Annotated in this window: 19 protein-coding genes; 14 read left to right on the top strand and 5 right to left on the bottom strand. The window is 72.1% G+C overall.

Going from position 1 to position 20,132, the window contains the following annotated elements; all coding sequences use genetic code 11:
- The first annotated feature begins 11 nt into the window (after positions 1 to 11).
- Genes gatC through PCC79_RS09270 form a run of 4 tightly spaced genes read left to right on the top strand, consistent with a single transcriptional unit; the run spans position 12 to position 3,736 of the window.
- Positions 12 to 308: an Asp-tRNA(Asn)/Glu-tRNA(Gln) amidotransferase subunit GatC gene (gene gatC / locus PCC79_RS09285; RefSeq protein WP_232547917.1), complete on the top strand. Its 297-nt coding sequence runs from the start codon at positions 12 to 14 to the stop codon at positions 306 to 308.
- Entirely contained in the window at positions 305 to 1,861 is a 1,557-nt protein-coding gene (gene gatA / locus PCC79_RS09280) for an Asp-tRNA(Asn)/Glu-tRNA(Gln) amidotransferase subunit GatA (RefSeq protein ID WP_342371656.1), read from the top strand. The genes gatC and gatA overlap by 4 nt, the downstream gene beginning before the upstream one ends.
- Before the next feature lies 1 nt (position 1,862).
- Positions 1,863 to 3,356 (top strand): Asp-tRNA(Asn)/Glu-tRNA(Gln) amidotransferase subunit GatB, encoded by a 1,494-nt coding sequence (gene gatB, locus PCC79_RS09275; RefSeq protein WP_232547801.1) that lies wholly within the window; start codon positions 1,863 to 1,865, stop codon positions 3,354 to 3,356.
- Complete coding sequence (locus PCC79_RS09270; RefSeq protein WP_342371655.1) at positions 3,353 to 3,736, top strand: hypothetical protein; 384 nt, start codon at positions 3,353 to 3,355, stop codon at positions 3,734 to 3,736. The genes gatB and PCC79_RS09270 overlap by 4 nt, the downstream gene beginning before the upstream one ends.
- Positions 3,737 to 3,827: 91 nt before the next feature.
- On the opposite strand, the gene PCC79_RS09265 is transcribed toward PCC79_RS09270, so the two are convergent.
- Positions 3,828 to 4,709, bottom strand: coding sequence for a hypothetical protein (locus tag PCC79_RS09265; protein WP_342371654.1), 882 nt, complete (start codon positions 4,707 to 4,709; stop codon positions 3,828 to 3,830).
- A gap of 401 nt (positions 4,710 to 5,110) precedes the next feature.
- Between PCC79_RS09265 and PCC79_RS09260 the strand changes: the two genes are divergently transcribed.
- Complete coding sequence (locus PCC79_RS09260) at positions 5,111 to 6,184, top strand: PfkB family carbohydrate kinase (RefSeq protein WP_232547804.1); 1,074 nt, start codon at positions 5,111 to 5,113, stop codon at positions 6,182 to 6,184.
- Between the two features lie 109 nt (positions 6,185 to 6,293).
- The gene (locus tag PCC79_RS09255) at positions 6,294 to 7,586 is read left to right on the top strand and encodes an NRAMP family divalent metal transporter (RefSeq protein ID WP_342371653.1); all 1,293 of its coding nucleotides are present in this window, start codon (positions 6,294 to 6,296) and stop codon (positions 7,584 to 7,586) included.
- Positions 7,587 to 7,588: 2 nt separating this feature from the next.
- Here PCC79_RS09255 and PCC79_RS09250 read toward each other — a convergent pair whose 3' ends face one another.
- The 3 genes from PCC79_RS09250 to PCC79_RS09240 form a co-directional block, all read right to left on the bottom strand.
- On the bottom strand, positions 7,589 to 8,716 hold the full coding sequence (locus PCC79_RS09250; protein ID WP_342371652.1) for a tetratricopeptide repeat protein: 1,128 nt from the start codon (positions 8,714 to 8,716) through the stop codon (positions 7,589 to 7,591).
- Positions 8,713 to 10,101 (bottom strand): ATP-binding protein, encoded by a 1,389-nt coding sequence (locus PCC79_RS09245; protein WP_232547807.1) that lies wholly within the window; start codon positions 10,099 to 10,101, stop codon positions 8,713 to 8,715. The genes PCC79_RS09250 and PCC79_RS09245 overlap by 4 nt, the downstream gene beginning before the upstream one ends.
- Before the next feature lie 195 nt (positions 10,102 to 10,296).
- Positions 10,297 to 10,929, bottom strand: coding sequence for a TIGR03085 family metal-binding protein (locus tag PCC79_RS09240; RefSeq protein ID WP_342371651.1), 633 nt, complete (start codon positions 10,927 to 10,929; stop codon positions 10,297 to 10,299).
- Between the two features lie 27 nt (positions 10,930 to 10,956).
- Between PCC79_RS09240 and hisI the strand changes: the two genes are divergently transcribed.
- The 7 genes from hisI (at position 10,957) to trpA (ending at position 16,759) form a co-directional block, all read left to right on the top strand.
- Positions 10,957 to 11,334 (top strand): phosphoribosyl-AMP cyclohydrolase, encoded by a 378-nt coding sequence (gene hisI, locus PCC79_RS09235; protein WP_342371650.1) that lies wholly within the window; start codon positions 10,957 to 10,959, stop codon positions 11,332 to 11,334.
- Positions 11,331 to 12,854 (top strand): anthranilate synthase component I, encoded by a 1,524-nt coding sequence (locus PCC79_RS09230; RefSeq protein WP_342371649.1) that lies wholly within the window; start codon positions 11,331 to 11,333, stop codon positions 12,852 to 12,854. The genes hisI and PCC79_RS09230 overlap by 4 nt, the downstream gene beginning before the upstream one ends.
- A 4-nt stretch (positions 12,855 to 12,858) precedes the next feature.
- Positions 12,859 to 13,416: a Trp biosynthesis-associated membrane protein gene (locus PCC79_RS09225; RefSeq protein WP_232547810.1), complete on the top strand. Its 558-nt coding sequence runs from the start codon at positions 12,859 to 12,861 to the stop codon at positions 13,414 to 13,416.
- Positions 13,413 to 13,679, top strand: coding sequence for an HGxxPAAW family protein (locus PCC79_RS09220; protein ID WP_232547811.1), 267 nt, complete (start codon positions 13,413 to 13,415; stop codon positions 13,677 to 13,679). Before PCC79_RS09225 ends, PCC79_RS09220 begins: the two co-directional genes overlap by 4 nt.
- 49 nt (positions 13,680 to 13,728) lie before the next feature.
- A complete protein-coding gene (trpC, locus tag PCC79_RS09215; protein ID WP_232547812.1) occupies positions 13,729 to 14,526 on the top strand; it encodes an indole-3-glycerol phosphate synthase TrpC in 798 nt (265 codons plus the stop codon).
- 194 nt (positions 14,527 to 14,720) lie between these two features.
- Positions 14,721 to 15,920, top strand: a complete 1,200-nt coding sequence (gene trpB, locus PCC79_RS09210) for a tryptophan synthase subunit beta (RefSeq protein ID WP_232547919.1) — start codon at positions 14,721 to 14,723, stop codon at positions 15,918 to 15,920.
- Positions 15,920 to 16,759, top strand: coding sequence for a tryptophan synthase subunit alpha (gene trpA, locus PCC79_RS09205; protein ID WP_232547813.1), 840 nt, complete (start codon positions 15,920 to 15,922; stop codon positions 16,757 to 16,759). The genes trpB and trpA overlap by 1 nt, the downstream gene beginning before the upstream one ends.
- Here trpA and PCC79_RS09200 read toward each other — a convergent pair.
- Positions 16,756 to 17,985, bottom strand: a complete 1,230-nt coding sequence (locus PCC79_RS09200) for an MFS transporter (protein ID WP_232547814.1) — start codon at positions 17,983 to 17,985, stop codon at positions 16,756 to 16,758. The two genes, trpA and PCC79_RS09200, sit on opposite strands and share 4 nt — an antisense overlap.
- Positions 17,986 to 18,117: 132 nt before the next feature.
- Between PCC79_RS09200 and lgt the strand changes: the two genes are divergently transcribed.
- Positions 18,118 to 19,074: a prolipoprotein diacylglyceryl transferase gene (lgt, locus tag PCC79_RS09195; RefSeq protein WP_425325673.1), complete on the top strand. Its 957-nt coding sequence runs from the start codon at positions 18,118 to 18,120 to the stop codon at positions 19,072 to 19,074.
- Positions 19,075 to 20,132: the final 1,058 nt, after the last annotated feature.

Below are 20,132 nucleotides of genomic sequence, written 5' to 3'. Positions count from 1 at the left end.
AGCTCCCGATCGTGGCGCTGACCACCGCCGACGTGGCCCGGCTCGCCGAGCTGGCCCGCATCGCTCTCACACCCGAGGAGCTGGAGCGCCTGGCGCCCCAGCTCGACGTCATCCTGGACGCCGTCGCGTCCGTCTCCGAGGTGGCCACCGCCGACACCGAGCCGATGTCGCACGCGCTGCCGCTGACGAACGTGTTCCGCGACGACGTGGTGACCCCCAGCCTGCCCGCCGCAGCGGTGCTGGCCGGTGCGCCCTCGGTGGAGGACGGCCGCTTCCGCGTGCCGCGCATCCTGGGGGAGGGCGCGTGAGCGCGGCGATCCTGACAGCGACAGCGTCCGACCTGGGGCGCCGCATCGCCGCGCGCGAGCTGACGTCGGTCGAGGTCACGCGGGTGTTCCTCGGCCAGATCAAACGGGTGGACGCCGACGTCCACGCGTTCCTGCACGTGGACGCCGAGGGTGCGCTCGCGCAGGCCGCGGCGGTGGACGCCCGGCTGGACGCGGGGGAGGAGCTGGGGCCGCTCGCCGGCGTCCCCCTCGCGCTGAAGGACCTGTTCTGCCAGGAGGGCGTCCCGACGACGGCGGGCTCGCAGATCCTCACCGGGTGGCGGCCGCCGTACTCGGCCACCGTGACCCAGCGGCTGCTGGACGCGGGCATCGTCATCCTCGGCAAGACCAACCTCGACGAGTTCGCGATGGGCTCCTCGACGGAGAACTCCGCGTTCGGCGCCACCCACAACCCGTGGGACCTCGACCGGATCCCCGGCGGTTCGGGGGGTGGCTCGTCGGCGGCGCTGGCCGCGTTCGAGGCGCCGCTGGCGATCGGCACGGACACCGGCGGCTCGATCCGCCAGCCCGCATCGGTGACCGGCACGGTCGGCGTCAAGCCCACCTACGGCGGCACGTCGCGCTACGGCGTCATCGCGATGGCGTCCTCGCTCGACCAGCCCGGCCCGTGCGCGCGCACGGTGCTGGACGCCGCCCTCCTGCACGCCGTGATCGCCGGCCACGACCCGATGGACTCGACCTCGATCGACGCCCCGGTGCCGCCGGTGGTGGACGCCGCCCGCTCCGGCGACGTCCGAGGCCTGCGGATCGGCGTGGTCCGCGAGCTCTCCGGCGAGGGGTATGCCCCCGGGGTCGAGCAGCGCTTCGGCGAGGCGGTGGCGTTGCTGGCGCAGGCCGGCGCCGAGATCGTCGAGGTGAGCTGCCCGCACTTCGGGTACGCGCTGGGCGCCTACTACCTGATCATGCCGTCGGAGGTGTCCAGCAACCTGGCCCGCTACGACGCGATGCGCTACGGGCTGCGCGCCTGCGACGACGGCACCCGCTCGGCCGAGGAGGTCATGAACCTGACGCGCGGCGAGGGCTTCGGGGACGAGGTGAAGCGCCGCGTCATCATCGGCACGTACGCGCTGAGCTCGGGCTACTACGACGCCTACTACGGCTCGGCGCAGAAGGTGCGGCGGCTCATCGCGTCCGACTTCGACGCGGCCTTCGAGCAGGTCGACGTACTGGTGAGCCCCTCGACGCCGACGACCGCCTTCCGCCTGGGGGAGCGCACCGCCGATCCGCTGGCGATGTATGCCTCCGACCTGTGCACCATTCCGTCCAACATGGCGGGCAACGCGTCGGGGTCGTTCCCGTGCGGTCTCGCCCCCGAGGACGGCCTGCCCGTCGGGTTCCAGGTGATGGCCCCGCCGCTGGCCGACGACCGCGTGTATCGCGTCGGGGCCGCGCTGGAGCGCGCACTGGGCGGCGGCGTCCTGACCGATCGGATCGCCGAGCGGTGGACGGCGGGCGCGGCGCCCGACGGCTCCGCACCGGACGACACCGCGCGTGACCGCGCCGAGGAGGCCTGAGATGGACGACCTGCTGACCTACGACGCCGTCCTCGCGCGGTTCGACCCGGTGCTCGGGCTCGAGGTGCACGTGGAGCTGAACACCGCGTCCAAGATGTTCTGCGGCTGCGACAACACCCCCGGGGGTGAGCCGAACACGACGACCTGCCCGGTGTGCCTCGGCCTGCCGGGGTCATTGCCCGTGGTGAACGCCCACGCGGTGGAGTCGGCGATCCGGATCGGGCTGGCGCTGAACTGCCAGGTGGCGCCGTGGTGCCGCTTCGCGCGCAAGAACTACTTCTACCCCGACATGACCAAGGACTTCCAGACCTCGCAGTACGACGAGCCGATCTGTTTCGATGGCTGGGTCGACGTCGAGGTGGAGGGGGAGACCTTCCGCATCGAGATCGAGCGCGTCCACATGGAGGAGGACGCCGGCAAGCTCAGCCACGTCGGCGGGGGCACGGGCCGGATCGTGGGAGCGGAGTACTCGCTGGTGGACTACAACCGGGCCGGCACGCCGCTCATGGAGATCGTGACCCGCCCGGTGCGCGGGCTCGGCGCGAAGGCCCCGGCCGTGGGGCGGGCGTACATGGCGATGCTGCGCGACCTGATGCGGGCCCTCGGGGTGTCCGATGCGCGCATGGAGGCCGGCAACATGCGCTGCGACGCGAACGTGTCGCTGATGCCCACCGGCACCGCGGAGCTCGGCACCCGGACCGAGACGAAGAACGTCAACTCGCTGCGCTCGGTGGAGGCGGCCTTGACCTACGAGATGCGCAGGCAGGGGGCGATCCTGGCCGAGGGGGGCCGCGTGGTGCAGGAGACCCGGCACTGGCACGAGGATGGGGAGTACACCTCCCCGGGCCGCAACAAGGAGCAGGCCGAGGACTACCGGTACTTCCCCGAGCCCGATCTCGTGCCGATCGCGCCCGACCCGGCCTGGGTGGAGGAGCTGCGGGCCTCGCTGCCGGAGCTGCCCGCCCGGCGTCGGGCCCGGCTGCAGGAGGCGTGGGGCTTCTCCGACCTGGAGATGCGCGACGTGCTCGGCAACGAGGGCTCGCTGGACCTGATCGAGGCCACCGTGGCCGCCGGTGCGCCGCCGGCCGCGGCGCGCAAGTGGTGGCTGGGCGAGCTGGCGCGGCGCGCGAACGAGGCCGGCGTCGAGCTCGGCGCCGTCGGCGTCACGCCGGAGCAGGTGGCCCAAGTGCAGGGGCTCGTCGACGCGGGGACGGTGAACGACAAGCTGGCCCGCTCCGTGTTCGACGGCGTGCTGGCCGGTGAGGGATCGCCGGAGGAGGTCGTGGCGTCCCGGGGCCTCGCGGTGGTCTCCGACGACGGGGCGCTGGGCGAGGCCGTGGATGCGGCCATCGCGGCGAACCCCGACGTGGCCGACAAGATCCGCGCCGGCAAGGTGCAGGCCGCCGGGGCACTCATCGGGGCCGTGATGAAGCAGATGAAGGGCAAGGCCGACGCGGCCCGTGTGCGCGAGTTGCTGCTGGAGCGCCTGTCGTGAGCTGGCGCTGGGCGGTCGCGGTGCTGGCCGTGGTCGCCCAGACGCTGGCGCTCTACTGGCCCGATCCGGTGGAGGCGCCCGACGGTCTGGCCCTTCCGCACGCCGACAAGGTGGTGCACGTCGGGCTCTTCCTCCTCGCGACGTGGGCTTTACTGCGCGTGCTGCCCGCGTGGGGCGCGCTCGGGTTGATGGCCGTGCAGGTGGTGGCGAGCGAGCTCGTGCAGGGCGCGCTGTTGCCGCACCGTTCCGCCGATGTGTGGGACGCCGTGGCCGACCTGGTCGGCATCGCTCTGGGCTGGGCGCTGTGGCGCTGGACTCAACGTCGCGCCATCGACGAAGCGGTGGCTGTGGCGCGTGGAGTGATGGAAAAGCGACAGTGAGTGCGCACTCATTCGCGCGTTGAGCGTGCTTGCGCGCCCGTTTGTGAATCGAGTGTCGTGTTTTCGTCGGCGAGGCGAGTTGTCCCCACGATCAGCTCGTGCGCCGGGTGGCGCGCCGTACCCGTCCGGTGACCGGGCGCGTGCCGCGGAGCAGAGCAGCCCGTGCGGTGATGGCCGCCCACATCAGTTCGGTGACCGTGTCGTCGGGGGCCAGCACCGAGACGGCGGCGAACCGGATGCGCTGCCATGACAGGGCTGCGGCCGCGGCATCGCTGAGCCTGTCCGCAACAAACGGGATGCGTCCGCCGTGGTAGGTGTAGCCGTCGGCCTCGAAACCGAGCAGCAGATCCGGGAGGGCGAGGTCGAAGTAGCGCACGCTGCCGTCAGGAAGCACGACGCGGTGGTTCGTGCGGTGGGCATAGCCGCAGTCGAGTGAGCGGAACCGCCGTTGCAGCTCCCGCTCGGCTTCGGACCATGGTTCGTCGCGTGAATCCACCAGCAGCCGTCGCCGTTCGGCATCGCCGCGGCGCGCAGGGAGTCCGGCGAAGACGGCGTTCACCTGCTCCAGCCGGACCGCCCCACGGCGCAGGGCCTCGTCGATGACTGTGCCGCCCAGCTCGGAGAGAAGGTCCAGCACCGTCAGCGGCGGGCTGGTGACCCGGATCCCCTTGCGCTCCCACACCAGTTCGGCTGGGACTTCTCGCCGCTCCCAGCGCAGGGCGCCCGCGTCGGTGCGGTGCTTGGCGCAGGCGATGTGGACCAGAGGTGCCGGCAGCTCCGGCCACCACGTCAGCGCGGCCGCCGCCCGCCCCGTGATCACGGCAGTCGGTGCCAGGTGCGCCACCGCGCGACCCAGCAGTGCAGTGCTGATCTCGCCTGGGGGCGCGTAGATGCCTGAGGCGACCCGCTGTAGGGTGCCGGCGTGCAGCGCTCGGTCGATCTGGCTGGCGAGCCGCGGATGATCGCGCCTCACGATCAGGCCGTGCCCGGCATGCAGGGCCAGGGTCAGTGCTTCTTCACACTCTCTTCACATTAGGCCGGGCCTGTCATGCGGCCCTCGCTTGGGCCGCCACGAGGCATGCCCGCCCGGCCACGCAGGGGGCTGCTCCCAGGCCAAGCAGCGAGTTGCCGGCGCTAGACCGACGAAAAGGCGACAGTGAGTGCGCGCTCATTCGCGCGCTGAGCGTGCATGCACCGCCGGTGTGAAATCGAGTGTCGTGTTTTCGTCGCGGTGCTCCGGAGAGGAGCTCGTGAGGGCCGCCGGGAGGACCCTGCCCAAGCTCCGTGGCACCCGACGGCAACTCCCGGCGCGGCCACCTCGACCACCCCTAGGATGGTAAGCGCCATCCGTCCCCGATCCCTGGAGAAGAAGCCATGGAACTCCGCAACGACGCACAGTGGTCCCTGGTCGTGCCCACGTCGATGGGTGTCCGCATCACCCCCGAGAACCGGGCGGGCGTGCACAGCGCCGACCGGTTCTTCCTGCAGGCCACGAGTGCCGAGACCAACGTGGCGAGCGTCGTCTCCTACCTGGGGGAGCCCGCCAAGGTGCTCACGGCCTTCGTCGAGGGGTCGCCCATCGCGGCGCTGATCAAGGCCGACCTGCGCAAGCGGGGGATGGCGTACGAGGGTCCGGAGATCCCGCAGGGCGATGCCTGGGGCTACCGCCACCAGTTCAACATCGCGGACTCGGGCTTCGGTGGCCGCGCCCCGCGCGTGTGGAACGACCGCGCCGGTGAGGTGGGCCGCGAGCTCAGCGTCGACCAGTTCGACCTCGACCGCCTGTTCGGCGACGAGGGGGTCAAGATCCTGCACCTGTCGGGTCTCATCGCCGCGCTCAGCCCGTCGACCTCGCAGTTCTGCGTCGAGCTGGCCAAGGCGGCCAAGGCTCACGGCACGGTCGTGGCCATGGACCTCAACTACCGCGCCACCTTCTGGAAGGGTCGCGAGGAGGAGCTGTCCGCGGCGTTCCACACCATCGCCGAGAACTGCGACATCCTCTACGGCAACGAGGAGGACTTCCAGCTCTGCCTCGGCATCGAAGGTCCGCAGGCCGGCGGTGAGTCGATCGACTCCGAGATCGACGAGTTCAAGGCGATGATCGGGCGCATCCAGGAGAAGTACCCGAACGCCCACTGGATCGGCACGTCCCTGCGCGAGGTCGTCTCCGCCAACCGCCACACGTGGGGCATCCTGCTGTGGAACGACGGCGAGTTCTACCTGGCGCCGCTGCGCGACATCGATGTGCTGGACCGCATCGGGGGCGGCGACGGCTCGGTGGGCGGCGTGCTCTACGGAATCCTGCAGGGCTGGGACGTGGAGAAGTGCGCCCAGTTCGGCTGGGCCACCGGGGCGCTGGCCGCCACCTCGCTCTACGACTACGGCCAGCCGGCCGACGAGAAGCAGGTCTGGGATTTGTGGAAGGGGAATGCGCGCGTCCAGCGCTGACCTCGACGCGCCCTCGGGGGCCAGCCGTGTCCCCGGAGGGTTGATCCGGCATGCGGACGCCGGCGTCCCGGTTCGCGGGACGCCCGGCGGCCGTCCTAGCCTGAGGACCATGCCCACCCAGCGACGCAGCTCCGGCGCGGCCGACACCGCTCCCGGCGCCTCCACCACGCCACCGCCCGCCCGGCACCGCCTTGCGACCCTCGGGCCCGGCATCCTCATGGCCTCGGCCGCGATCGGTGGCTCGCACCTGGTGTCGTCGACGCAGGCCGGCGCGAACTTCGGCTGGCAGCTCTTTGGGCTGGTCATCATCGCCAACGTGATGAAGTACCCGTTCTTTCGGTTCGGACCGCAGTACACGGCCGAGACCGGCAAGAGCCTCGTGGAGGGCTACGCCGACAAGGGCCGCGCCTACCTGTGGGTGTTCTTCGCGCTGTGCGCCGTGTCGTCGGTCGTGTCCACCGCCGGCGTGGCGCTGCTGGCCGCGTCCATCCTCGCCTTCGCCGTGCCGGCGAGCTGGGGCCTGGGCGTGCCCGTCCTCGCCGTCGTCGTCATCGGCTCGACGCTCGTGCTGCTCCTCACCGGCCGCTACCGCGCGCTCGACTGGATCAGCAAGCTGATCGTGACCGTCCTGGCGCTGGTGACGGTCGTGGCGGTCGTCTTCGCCGCCATGGCCGGTTCGCAGATGCAACCCGGCTTCGTCGAGCCCTCACCGTGGAACTTCGCCACGCTGGGCTTCCTCATCGCCCTGATGGGGTGGATGCCGGCGCCCATCGAGGTGTCTGCCCTCAACTCCTTGTGGATCAAGGCCAAGGTCCGCGACCGGGACGCCAACCCCAAGGACATCCTGTTCGACTTCAACGTCGGCTTCGTGACCTCCGCCGTTCTCGCGCTGTTCTTCGTCGCGCTCGGCGCGCTCGTCCAGTACGGCAGCGGCACCGAGATCTCGACCGCCAGCGGCGCCTACATCGCCCAGCTCATCGCCATGTACGCCGCCACCATCGGGCCCTGGGCTGCCCCCATGATGACGCTGCTCGCCTTCTTCGTCATGTACGGCACCACCATCACCGTCGTCGACGGCTACGCCCGCGCCAACGCCGAAGCGGTGCGCCTGCTGCGCGGGCGTCCGGCCATGTCGCGCGGCGAACTCAGCGCCTGGACGGTCGGCATCGCCCTGGTCGGCCTGGTCATCGTGCTCTTCATGGCGTCCTCGCTCGCGGCCATGCTGAACTTCGCGATGATCAGCGCGTTCGTCACCGCCCCGGTGTTTGCGTGGCTCAACTTCTCCCTGGTGCGCCGCGGTCGGCTCTCCGTGGCCATGCGCGTCCTGGCCTGGGCCGGGCTGGCGTTCCTCATCGGCTTCACCCTGCTCTTTGGCGCCAATCTTCTCGGGCTGGTGGGCTGAGGTCACTCCAAGAACTGCTGCCGCCGGAGCCGCCGCTTCACCAGGGGGACGCGGACCCAGCTGACGACCACGGCCGCGAACAGGAGGAGGAACCCCGCCGTCACGGCCACGAGACTCGGCGGTGTGCCCGAGCCCGACAGCCCTCCGACGGCCAGGATCACGCTCATCACCAGCCCGACACCCAGGCCGATCCACACGAGCAGCAACAGCGCGGCCCACGCGGCACCCAGCGGGTCGCGCCGCGCGTATTGGCGCAGGTAGCGCTCGCCCTGGTGGGGGAACTGCTGCCGGATGGGGCGCAGCCGCTTCCGCAGGATCGAGACCGCCCACGCGAGCAGGGCCGCGAACGCCACCGCCAGCAGCACCACCGCCAGCCATGGCGAGCCAGCGTCGCGCAGGAACAGCGATGACACGGCACCGAGCACCCACAGCGCGCCGAACGTCAACAGGTGGACGCGTTGGACCGCCGTGGTCAGCGCCTGGTCGAGCACGGTCAGGGGGAGCCGTGCCTGCGGGGCGCCGGCCAGGACGTTCGCCATGCCGCGCACCCCCTCGTCCCAGTTCCCCCGCTGCAACGACAGTGACGACAGGTTGTTCAGCGCCTCGATGTGCTGCGGATCGAGCTCCAACGCCGCGCGGTAGGCCTCGGCCGCCGCCGCCGGATTCTGCTCGTGGAGCACGTACCCGTATGAGAAGTGCGCATCGGGGTCGTCGGGGGCCAGGTTGAGACCCTGCTGCGCCGCCGCCAAGGCCTCCTTGCCCCGGCGGAGATCGATGAGGCTCTGGGCCCGCTGCTGGTGCGGGTCGCTCCACGCAGGGTCGGCCTCCGCCGCCGCCTCGAGGTAGGGCAGGGCCTCGCGGCCGCGGCCGGCCTCGCGCAGCGTCGAGCCGAGCATGAACAGCGCCACCGGCCAGGCAGGCTCCTCCTGCACCGCCGACCGCGCGGCCTCGATGGCCTCGGTGCGGCGTCCGGCACGGGCGTGCGCCGCGGCCAGCAGCACGTGGACGGGCGCGGCGGCGTCCGGGTGCTCGGCGAGCAGCCGGATGAGCAGTTCCATCGCTTGGGCGTCGCGCTTCAGCGCGATCAGTTCTTGGGCCTTCTCGAGATCCCGCTCGTAGGTGTCGCTCACAGCAGCCGGTTCTTCTTCATGTAGGCGCGCAGGTCGTCGTACTCGCCGCTGCGGTCGGAGTACTCGACGACGTTGCGGGCGATGTCGAACCACGGGCCGGACGACGGCCGCACCTGCTTGCGCGCGGCCTCCAGGTCGCGCATCGTGATGGGCCGCGCCGTGCCCCGGCGCACGCTGTCCATCATCACCGTCTCCGCGGCGCTCTCGCACAGGTGGGCGAGATCGGCGCCCGTGAAGCCCTCGGTGAGCCGGGCGAGCTTGCGGGCGTCGATGTTCTCGATCGGGCGCTTCGCGAGCAGGTTGGTCAGGATCGCCATCCGGGCCGGTTCGTCCGGGGGCAACACCAACAGCGTGCGATCGAGGCGTCCGGGACGCCGCAGCGCCGGGTCCACATCCCACGGGGTGTTGGTGGCGGCCAACACGTACAGGCCCTCGTTGTCGCTGCCGATACCGTCCATCTCCTGCAGCAACTGGTTCACCACACCCCGCGTCGCGGTGTTGCGCGTGAGGCTGCGCTTGGCGCCGATCGCGTCCAGCTCATCGAGGAACACCACGCAGGGCGTCCGCAACCGGGCCGCCTCGAAGAGCCCGTGCAGGTTGCCCTCGGAGTTTCCGACGTACATGTCGAGCACGTCGGTGAGCGTCACGTTCAGGAAGCGCGCACGCATCTCACCGGCGATCGCGCGCGCGATGAACGTCTTGCCGCACCCCGGCGGCCCGTACAGCAGCATGCCGCCGCGCAGGCTCTTGCCGTAGAGCGCGCGCATCTCCGGGTTGCGCATCGGCGCGAGGAACGACACCTGCAGGCGTTCCTTCACGTCGGTCAGGCCACCCACGTCGTCCAGCGTCACCCCAGGGTTCTCGATCTCCCAGAGGTCGGACGCCTCGGGCTCGCCCTCGTCGGTGAGGATGGGGTCGTCGTCGTCCTCGTCGCTGTCGATGAAGCCCGGCGGCGTGGGCCGCCGGAACTGTTCCTCGGCCTGCGACCAGTCGAAGCCGGACGCCGGGGCCGGCTCGTCGTCAGGCTGCGACGAGTCCGCCGATTCGGCCCCGGCCGGGGGCACCGGCGCACCCGGCGGCGTCGTGGGGGCCGTGGGCAAACCCGACGGGGTTGAGGGCTGCGGCTGAGCATCCGATGGCGGAGTGCTGGAGGTGTCGGGGGACGGGTGGGGGGCAGGCCCCGGCTGGGCGCCCAGGGCCCGTCCCATGAGGGCGCGGGCCTGCTCGTTGCCCGGGTCGGCCTGCAGCGCCACGGCGCAGTGGCTGACCGCCTCGCCGCCACGGCCGTCCATCACGAGCAGCTCAGCCACATGCAGCCGGAGGGGTAGATCGTCCGGGGCTGCGGCCAGCGCGCGCAGGAGCGATTCGATCAGCGGGTTCGTCACGCGAGCATCCTAGGGGGACGCTCTGACATCGTCAGCGGTCCGCCCCGCACCAAGGCCGCCGCCTTCCTCCCGGGCCGTCGAGAACGCGGGGTTGTGCATGGGTTGTCGACGCCGACGGGCCGTTCTGCGTCGAGAAGGGCTTCGTGTGCATGGGTTGTCGACGACGGCGCGTGGCGCCGCGCTGGCCCGTCCGGCTCAGAAGCCCTGGTGCGTCGAGGTCAGCTTGGCGACCGTCGCGGGTTCGCCGATGAGCTCGACGTCGGCGTCCGCCATGCGCCCGAAGGCGAACAGCAGCAGCTCCGACGGCTTGCCGGCCACGGTGACGGTGCTGGAACCGGGCTTCACGCGCAGGGTCTCCGGCACATCGGTGCGCTCGAAGACGATGCCGCAGGTGGCGTCCCGCATCAGGGGCTTGGCCATCTTCTCCAGGGAGGCGGCGACGTACCCCTCGAACTCCGACCCCAGGTCGCGCGGGGGCAGCCCGGCGGGTCGGCGGACGTCCTCGGTGTGCACGAAGAACTCCCCGGTGTTCGCCAGCTCGTCCAGCCCCGGAATCGCGAACACCGACGCCAGCCCCGGGCCGCGGCGGATGCGCTCGACGAGTTCGGCGAACGTCCAGCGCGAGCGGACGGCGTCGCTGCGCGCCTCGGTCACCCCCGCGAGCGGCTTGATGAACGCGCCGGAGACGGCCAGGGGGTCGTTCTCGCGGATCCACACGTGCACCGCCAGGTCGTGGGCGTCCCAGCCTTCGCACAGGGTGGGCGATTCCGGCCCCGCCTCGAGCAGCGCGTCACCCAGTGCCTTGCGTTCGTCCTTGGCGAATCCCATGACGGCAGCCTAGTCGCAGCCGTGTCAGTGCGGCGTGGAACAATGCAGACCATGCCCGTGACCCTCGCCCCCGCCATCGCTGGGCGCCTCAAGCGCAACGGCGACGGGCTCGTCGCCGCGGTCGTCCAGGACGCCGGCAGCGGCGCCGTCCTGATGCAGGCCTGGATGGACGACGAGGCACTGGCCCGCACCCTGGCCACGCGCGAGGCGACCTACTGGTCGCGCTCGCGGCAGGAGCTGTGGGTGAAGGGCGCCACCAGCGGCCACACCCAGCACGTGCGCAGCGTCCGGCTCGACTGCGACGGCGACACCGTGCTGCTCGTCGTCGACCAGCTCGGCGGCGCGTGCCACACCGGTGACGCCACCTGTTTCGACGCCGACCTGCTCCTGGGAGACGACGCATGACCACCACGCCCGAGCTCGCGATCACCCCGGACGCCGCCGGCTTCGCGGCCGCGGCGGCCCAGGAAGGTCGGCGCGTCGTCAGCGTCTGGGCCAAGCTGCTCGCCGACGACATCACCCCCGTCGGCCTCTACCACCACCTGTGCGGCACGCGGACCAACACCTTCTTGTTCGAGTCGGCCGAGGCCGGCGTGTGGGCGCGCTGGTCGATCGTCGGGGTCAACGCGACCTCGGTGCTCTCCGAGCGGGACGGGCGCGCCCACTGGGACGGCCGCGCGCTCGCCCACTTGCCCGCGGGCGGCGACCCGCTGGAGGCCTTGGCCGCGACCCTGGCGCACCTCCACACCCCCCGCGACGAGGCCCTGCCGCCGATCGCGTCCGGCATGGTGGGCTACCTCGGCTACGACGTCGTCCGCCGCCTGGAGAAGCTGCCGGACGCCAACCCCGACGACCTCGGCATCCCTGAGATGGTGATGATGCTGGCGGCCGACGTGGCGGTGCTCGACCACCACACCGGCGAGGTGTGGCTCATCGCCAACGCGGTCAACTACGACGACACCGGCGAGCGCATCGACGAGGCCTATGCGGACGCCGTCGCGCGCGTCGAGGCGATGGCGGCCCGGCTCGCCGAGCCGATGGCGACCCTGGCATCGCTGCCGGCGCCGGAGGCGTCCGGGCACGCCGTCGAACGGCAACGCACCCAGCCCGAGTTCGAGGCGGCCGTGCGCGCGGCGGTGGAGGACATCAAGGCCGGCGAGGCGTTCCAGATCGTCGTGAGCCAGCGCTTCGAGGCGCCCTGCGACGCCGACCCGCTCGACGTCTACCGCGTCCTGCGCGTCACCAACCCCAGCCCCTACCTGTATCTCCTGCGCCTGGACGCCCTCGCGATCGTCGGCTCCAGCCCCGAGGCCCTCGTCACGGTCTCGGACGCCCACGTCCTCACCCATCCCATCGCCGGCAGCCAGCCCCGCGGAGCCACGCCTGAGGAGGACGCCGCGCTGGAGGCCCACCTGCTCGCCGACCCCAAGGAGCGCGCCGAGCACCTCATGCTCGTCGACCTCGGCCGCAACGACCTCGGCCGGGTCTGCGTGCCGGGCACGGTCACGGTGGTGGAGTTCATGAAGGTGCGCAAGTACAGCCACATCCAGCACCTCGAGTCGACCGTCGTGGGCACCCTGGCCCCCGAGCGGACGGCGCTGGACGCCACCCTCGCCTGCTTCCCGGCCGGCACGCTCTCCGGGGCGCCGAAGGTGCGCGCCATGGAGATCATCGACCGGCTGGAGGTCTCCCGGCGGGGGCTCTACGGCGGCGTCGTCGGCTACTTCGACTTCGCGGGCAACTCCGATGTCGCGATCGCGATCCGCACCGCCGTGCTCAAGGACGGGCGGGCCTACGTCCAGGCGGGCGGCGGCATCGTGGCCGACTCGGTGCCGGCGTCCGAAGATCTCGAGTCCCGCAACAAGGCCGCCGCCGCGCTCCGGGCCGTCACGGTGGCGTCCGGCCTGCGGCGGCTGGCGCGGTGACGCGATGAGGTTTACGCCGCGTCCGGCCCTGGCGCTCTGCCTGGTGGCCGCGTTCGGCGTCGCGCTCGCCCCGTGGTGGACCCTGGAGTGGCAGGGGGCCGTCGGCTCGGGGACGGCCGCCATCGACGGGGCGACCGGCACCGGCGGCCTGGCCCAGGTGCTCGTCGTCGCGGCGGCCGGCGGCCTGTTGCTCACGCTCACGCTGCGCCAGGCCGGTCGCCGCGTGGTCGGCGTCCTGCTCGGGCTGTTGTGCGCCGGGATCGCCGCGGTCGGGATCGCGGCGTTCAGCCCGGACGCCGCCCGCTTGGCCGCGACCCAACCGGCCGCGACCCTGGCCACCGACGTCACCGCCACGGCCACCGTCTGGCCGGGAGTCGCCGCCGCCCTCGGGGTGTTCGGCGTGGTGGCGGCGGGGTGGCTCGTCGCCCGCCCGATGGCCGCGCGGCGGCGTCCGGATCACGAAGCGCCGTCGCTGGAGGTGGCGGATTCGCAGGCTTCTTGGAAAGCTATGGACTCAGGGATCGACCCGACCCAGGATGGACCCGGACAGGAGCACTCATGAGCGACACCGACCAGAAGGCCGCCGACCGTCGCCAGGCCGCGAACGGGGACCTGGACGAGCGGGTCGAGTACGGCCACCACGGCAAGACGCCTGCGGCGTGGACCGGCTCGGCGATCGCCGCCGTCGGTGCCATCGTGGCTGCCGTGGGATTCGTGCTGCCCGGCATCAACTGGTGGGTCATCGGCGCCGGACTCGCCCTCATGCTGGTCGCGCCCATCGTCGGCGCGATCCTGCGCTCGATGGGCTACGGGCAGCGCATCTGACGCGTCGCGCGCCGCCACGGCGCGCGCGGGGGTAGGAGAGACAGAACACATGGGTGTCCTCGACGACATCGTGGTGGGCGTGCGCGAGGACCTTGCCGCACGGCAGGCCGTGCGTCCGCTCGGCGAGTTGACCGACGTGGTGGCGGCGCTGCCGCCGACGCAGCCGGTGCTGCCGGTGTTCCGCGCGCCCGGGCTCGGCGTCATCGCCGAGGTGAAGCGCAGCTCGCCGTCCAAGGGGGCGCTGGCCGACATTCCCGATCCCGCTGCCCTGGCCCGCGCCTACGCGGCCGGGGGAGCCAGCGCGATCAGCGTGCTCACGGAGCGGCGTCGCTTCGGTGGCTCGCTGGAGGATCTCGTCGCCGTCCGTGCCGCGGTGCCCACCCCGCTGCTGCGCAAGGACTTCATCGTGACCCCCTACCAGCTCTGGGAGGCCCGGGCCGCCGGCGCCGACCTGGTGCTGCTCATCGTTGCCGCGCTGACCGACGCCGAGCTGGCCGAGCTGTCGGCGCTGGCGTCCGAGCTGGGCCTGACCACCCTGGTGGAGGTGCACACCGAGGAGGAGACGCGCCGCGCCGTCGCGTCCGGCGCCCCGCTGATCGGTGTCAACAACCGCAACCTGCAGACGCTGGACGTCGACCTCGCGCAGTTCGAGCGGCTCGCCGGCCTCATCCCCGACGACCGCGTGAAGGTGGCCGAATCCGGCATCGGCAACGTCGCGGACGTCGAGCGCGTGGCCGCCGCGGGTGCCGACGTGATTCTCGTCGGCGAGGCCCTGGTGCGCCACGGCGACCCGGCGGCATCGGTTGCCGACTTCATCGCGGCGGGCACCGCCGCGCAACCGCGGTGACGCACGTCACCGCCCGAGGAAGGACACGCGTGAGCGATCCCACCCAACCCGCCTCCACCCAGGCCGCCCCCACGGAGCCCGCCGGGGAGCTGGCCGGTCTGGCGACGACGACCCCCGACCCGACGGGCCCGGCGGATCCGCACCCCGGTGTCGCGGGCGAGGGGAGCGGGGGTGACAAGCACGGCCACTACGGCATCTTCGGCGGCCAGTTCGTGCCCGAGGCACTCAATGCGGCGCTCGTGCAGCTGGAGAACGAGTTCGTCGCCGCGCTGCGCGACGACGACTTCCGCGCCGAGCTCTCCCGGTTGCACCGCGACTACGCGGGTCGGCCCAGCCCCATCACCCCCCTGCCGCGGTTGAGCGAGCACGCCGGCCGGGCGCGGCTGGTCGCCAAGCGGGAGGATCTCAACCACACCGGCTCGCACAAGATCAACAACGTGCTCGGGCAGGCGCTGCTGACCAAGCGCATGGGCAAGACGCGCGTCATCGCCGAGACCGGCGCCGGCCAGCACGGCGTCGCCACCGCGACGGCCGCAGCCCTGCTCGGGCTGGAGTGCCGCGTCTACATGGGCAAGGTCGACACCGACCGGCAGGCCCTCAACGTGGCCCGCATGCAGCTGCTCGGCGCCGAGGTGATCGCCGTGGAGTCGGGCTCCGCAACGCTCAAGGACGCCATGAACGAGGCCATGCGCGACTGGGTGTCGACGGTTGACACCACGCACTACCTGATCGGCACGGTGGCCGGGCCCCACCCGTTCCCGCTCATGGTCAAGGAGTTCCAGCGCATCATTTCCACCGAGGCGCGCGCGCAGCTCCTCGAGAGCCACGGCCAGTTGCCCGACGCCGTCGCCGCGTGCGTGGGCGGGGGCAGCAATGCGATGGGTATGTTCGCCGACTTCATCAACGACCCCGAGGTGGAGCTCTACGGTTTCGAGGCCGAGGGCGACGGCATCGACACGGGCCGGCACGCCGCGTCCATCACCGGCGGGGCGGTGGGGGTGCTGCACGGCATGCGCACCTACGTGCTGGCCGACGAGGACGGCCAGACCATCGAGTCGCACTCGATCTCGGCGGGGCTGGACTACCCGGGCGTCGGCCCGGAGCACGCGTTTCTGGCCCACACCGGGCGCGGTCACTACGAGCCCGTGACCGATGCCGAGGCGATGGAGGCGTTCGGCCTCATCACCCGGCTGGAGGGCATCATGCCGGCCATCGAGTCCGCGCACGGGATCGCCGGGGCGTTGCGGCTGGGCCGTCGGCTCGCCGAGGAGCAACCCGACCGCGAGCCGCTGATCTGCATCTGCCTGTCGGGGCGCGGGGACAAGGACGTGCCGACCGCCCTGGACTGGTTCGGTCTCACCGGCGTCCCCAACGAAACGGTGGGGGGTTTCTGATGTCGGACGTCCGCGCCCGCAACGCCGGCCGCTCCGGGCAGGTGTACCTGCGCGCCAAGGCCGAGGGCCGCGCCGCGCTGGTGGGTTACTTACCGGTCGGCTACCCCGACGTGCCCACGTCCCTGGACGCCCTGCGCGCCTTGTGCGGCGACGGCGACCACCCGGGCGTCGACCTGGTCGAGGTGGGCCTGCCCTACTCCGACCCGATGATGGACGGCCCGGTGATCCAGCGCGCGGGCACCACGGCGCTGGCCCGCGGCGTCCGCACCCGCGACGTGTTCGCGGCGGTCGAGGCCGTGGCGTCTGCCGGGGGGACTGCGGTGGCGATGACCTACTGGGCGCTCGTCGACCGCTACGGGGTGGACGCCTTCGCCCGCGACTTCGCCAACGCCGGGGGCGCCGGGCTGATCACGCCCGACCTGACGCCCGACGAGGCCGAGGAGTGGTTCGTCGCCTCGGAGGAGCACGACCTCGACCGGATCTTCCTCGTCGCGCCCAGCTCGACCGACGAACGGATCATCGCCACCACCGCGGCGTGCCGCGGCTGGGTGTACGCCACGGCGGTCATGGGCGTGACCGGCGCGCGGCAGCAGACGTCCTCGGCCGCGCCCGCGCTGGTGGAGCGGCTGCGTCGGTTGGCGCCGGACACGCTGGTGGGCGTCGGCCTCGGCGTGAGCGACGGTGAGCAGGCGCGCGAGGTGGGCACGTTCGCGGACGGGGTGATCGTGGGATCTGCGTTGGTCAAGACGCTCCTGGCCGCCGAGGACGCCGGGAACCCGGCCGATCTGGCGGGGCTGCGGAGCGTGGTGGCCGATCTCGCCGCCGGGGTCCGCTCCTAGGCTCCGGGGTGGCGGGACGCCGCGGCGGGCCCACGTGAGAGGCGGCGTCCCAGCACGAGCACTGCCGCGAGCATGACGACGGGGAACACGGTGCCGACCGCGATGCCGTCGGCCAAGGACCCCGTCAGCTCGGCGACCTGACCCACCACCGCCGGCCCCAGCGCGGCGCCGGCGTCCCCACCGAGCGCCAGGAGGGCGAACAGCACCGTCCCACCGCGCCGGAACACCGACGAGCCCAGCGTGAACGTGCCCGGCCACAGGATGCCGACGCTGAAGCCGCAGGCGATCACCCCGGCCAACCCGAGCCACGGCCACGGCCCGTAGGCCGCCACCAGGTAGGACGCGATGCACAGCACGAGGCAGCCGGTGATGATGTGGCGCACGTTCTTGACGCTGACCCGCGCGCCGAACAGCACCCGGGCCAGGCCCATCGTGATGGCGAACGCCATGGGGCCCATGAGGTCGCCGGTGGTCTTGTCGAGCCCCAGCCCGGCCTGGGCGTAGGCCGACGCCCACTGGCTCATCGACAACTCGGACGCCCCCGCCGCGGCCATGAGCAGCACGAGCAGCCAGAACACGGGCTCGCGCAGCAGGTGGCGGTACCCCATGGCAGCCCCCTCCTCGACGAGCCGGTGGTAGGGCACGAACCACAGCAGCACCGCGTTGAGCGCCGGCACGGCGGCCCAGGCGAAGCACAGCAACGGCCAGCGATCCTCGCCGAGGGTGAGGAAGCCCACCGTGGAGAGGGCAACGACGGCCACGAGGCCCCAGCAGTAGAACGAGTGCAGCAGGCTCATGTGCAAGGCCTTGTTCTGCGTGGGGAGCGCCTCGACGACGGGGCTCACCAGCACCTCCAGCAGGCCGCCGCCCACCGCGCTGATCACCATCGCCAGCACCAGCCCGAGGTAGGGGCTGGGCAGCAGGAAGGGCAGCGTGCCCAGCGCGACGAGCCCGGCCGCGGCCACCACGTGCGCGGCCACCATCGCCGCCCGATAGCCCACCTTGTCGATCAGCGGGGGAGAGACGGCGTCGGTGAGCAGTTGCACCCCGAAGTTCACGCTCACGATCAGCCCGATCGCGCCGAAGCCGATGCCGAACGCGTCGTGCCAGATGATGAAGAGCAGCGGGCCCAGGTTGTTCACGATCGCCTGGGTGACGAAGCCGACGTACGACCCGGCGAGGGTGGCGCGGTGGTCGAGGCGCAGCAGGGGTGTCCGGGAGCTCACCGCCCGAGGGTATCGCCGTTCGCGATCACCGTCCCTTGACGCTGGCGCCGCTCGCCGCCTGCTGCCCGCCGCCTACCGCTCGTCGCCCGCCCCGTGTCCACGCCCATCAACGTGGGGCGCGTGCGAACCGGTATGGGGCAAGATGGCGGCGTGCTGCTGTCCATCCCGAGCCCCGACATCCGGTCCTTCTCCCTCGGGCCGCTGACCATCCACATCTACGCGCTGTGTCTCATGGCCGGCATGGCCGCGGCGTGGTGGATCGGCTCGCGCCGCTGGGTCGCGCGCGGGGGGCGTCCGGAGACGTTCGAGACCATCGCGCTGTGGTCGATCCTGATCGGCATCGTCTTCGCCCGGATCTACCACGTGCTGACCCATTGGGGCGACTACTTCGGCCCCGGCCGCAACCCGTGGAGCGCGCTCTACATCTGGGAGGGCGGCATCGCCATCTTCGGCTCACTGATCGGCGGGGCGCTGGCCGCGTTCCTCGTGTGCCGCCACCTCGGGGCGCGCTACGGCGCCTTCGCGGACGCCCTCGCCCCCGGCCTGATCATCGCCCAGGGCATCGGACGCCTCGGCAACTGGTTCAACCAAGAGCTGTTCGGCGGGCCGGACGACGGACCGCTGGGCCTGGAGATCGACCCGCAGTACCGTCCCGCGGAGTACGCCGACGTCGCCACGTTCCAACCGACGTTCCTCTACGAGATGACGTGGAACATCAGCGGTGGCCTGCTGCTGCTGTGGCTCGATCGGCGCTTCAAGCTGGGCTGGGGCAAGGTGTTCGCGCTGTACATGGTGATCTACGGCACGGGGCGGTTCTTCATCGAAGGGCTGCGGACCGACGTCAGCTACCAGCTCGGCCCGCTGCGCACCAACCAGGTGACGGCCCTGCTGGTGCTGCTGGGTGGCGCGCTGCTGTTCGTGACCCTCACCCGGTTGCGCCCCGGACGCGAACCGTGGGTGGAGCGCCGCGGCATCGGCGGCCCGGATGCGGAGGCCGATGCCGATCCGGATGTCGACGCCGACGCCGATTCCGGCGTTGATGCCGATGCCGACACTGGCACCGGTGGGGGCGCGACCGCCGCCTCCTGAGCAGGACCTCCGGCGACTGTTACGGTCGGCCGGACGCCCCCGGGGGACGCCCTCGGGACCCGGCCTCGGGACCCGGTCGACGCGGCGCTGGTTCTCGCTCAACGACTTCTGGGCGCGCCGAGGAGCACTCGGTGCAGCGTCGTGGCCGGTGCGATGCTCACCTGGCGCACCCTCGGACACGTGGCGCACCTTGACGTCACGTGGCGCGGTGGGGGTCCCGGTGGCGATGTTCACCTGGCGCAATCTGGGCACACGTGGCGCGGTGGCGGTCCCGTGGCGATGTTCACCTGGCGCACTCTGGGCCCACGTGGCGGACCTTGGTGTCACGTGGCGCAGTGGGGCTCACGTGGAGGCCCGTGCAAGGCCCGCCAGGTGGGCTGCGCTGCGCCACGTGCAGTTCTGCTGCGCCTCGTGGAGAGAAGCTGCGCCACGTGGAGTCGGGGTGCGCAACGTGGAGTCGGGGTGCGCAACGTGGAGTCAAGGTGCGCCCCGTCGGGCTGCGCAAGGCCGCATGGGAGCGGCGCAGGGAGCACCATCGCCGACCGGTGGCCCGCAGAGGGGCCGCTGATCGCGTCCACCACAGCCAACGGTCCCGCCAGCAGCAGCCGGCGCCGGCCCGCCTCCCTGTCCTTGGCGTCGCCTCCCTGCCGCTGGAGCCGCCCCCCTGTCCGGCGCCGTCCCCCCTGCCGTTGCAACGGCAGGGAGGTGTGCTCTTGGCAGGGCGGCGGTCGTTGGGGTAGCGAGGCGACGGTACCGGCAGGGTCGCGGCGGCAAGGGCAGGGTCATGGCGGACGCAACAGGGGCGCGGCGGACGCAACAGGGTCGCGGCGGCAAGGGCAGGGTCATGGCGGACGCCACAGGGCGCGGCGGACGCAACAGGGGCGCGGCGGAGGCAACAAGGTTGCGGCGGCCAGGGCGGGGAAGCTGCGGCCAGGGCGGGGCGCGGCGGCACCGGGTGGGCTGAACGCGGTAGGTCGGCATGGGCGGGGCGCTGCGGCACCGGGCGGGCTGAGCACGGCAGGGTGGCGATCCGTGAATGGGGTGGCGGTGGACGCGGA

Origin of the sequence: Propioniciclava soli, from assembly GCF_038502305.1 — a bacterium.
Taxonomy (GTDB): domain Bacteria; phylum Actinomycetota; class Actinomycetes; order Propionibacteriales; family Propionibacteriaceae; genus Propioniciclava; species Propioniciclava soli.
The sequence above is the reverse complement of the archived record's forward strand: the minus strand, read 5'-3'. Positions and strand labels throughout refer to the sequence as shown.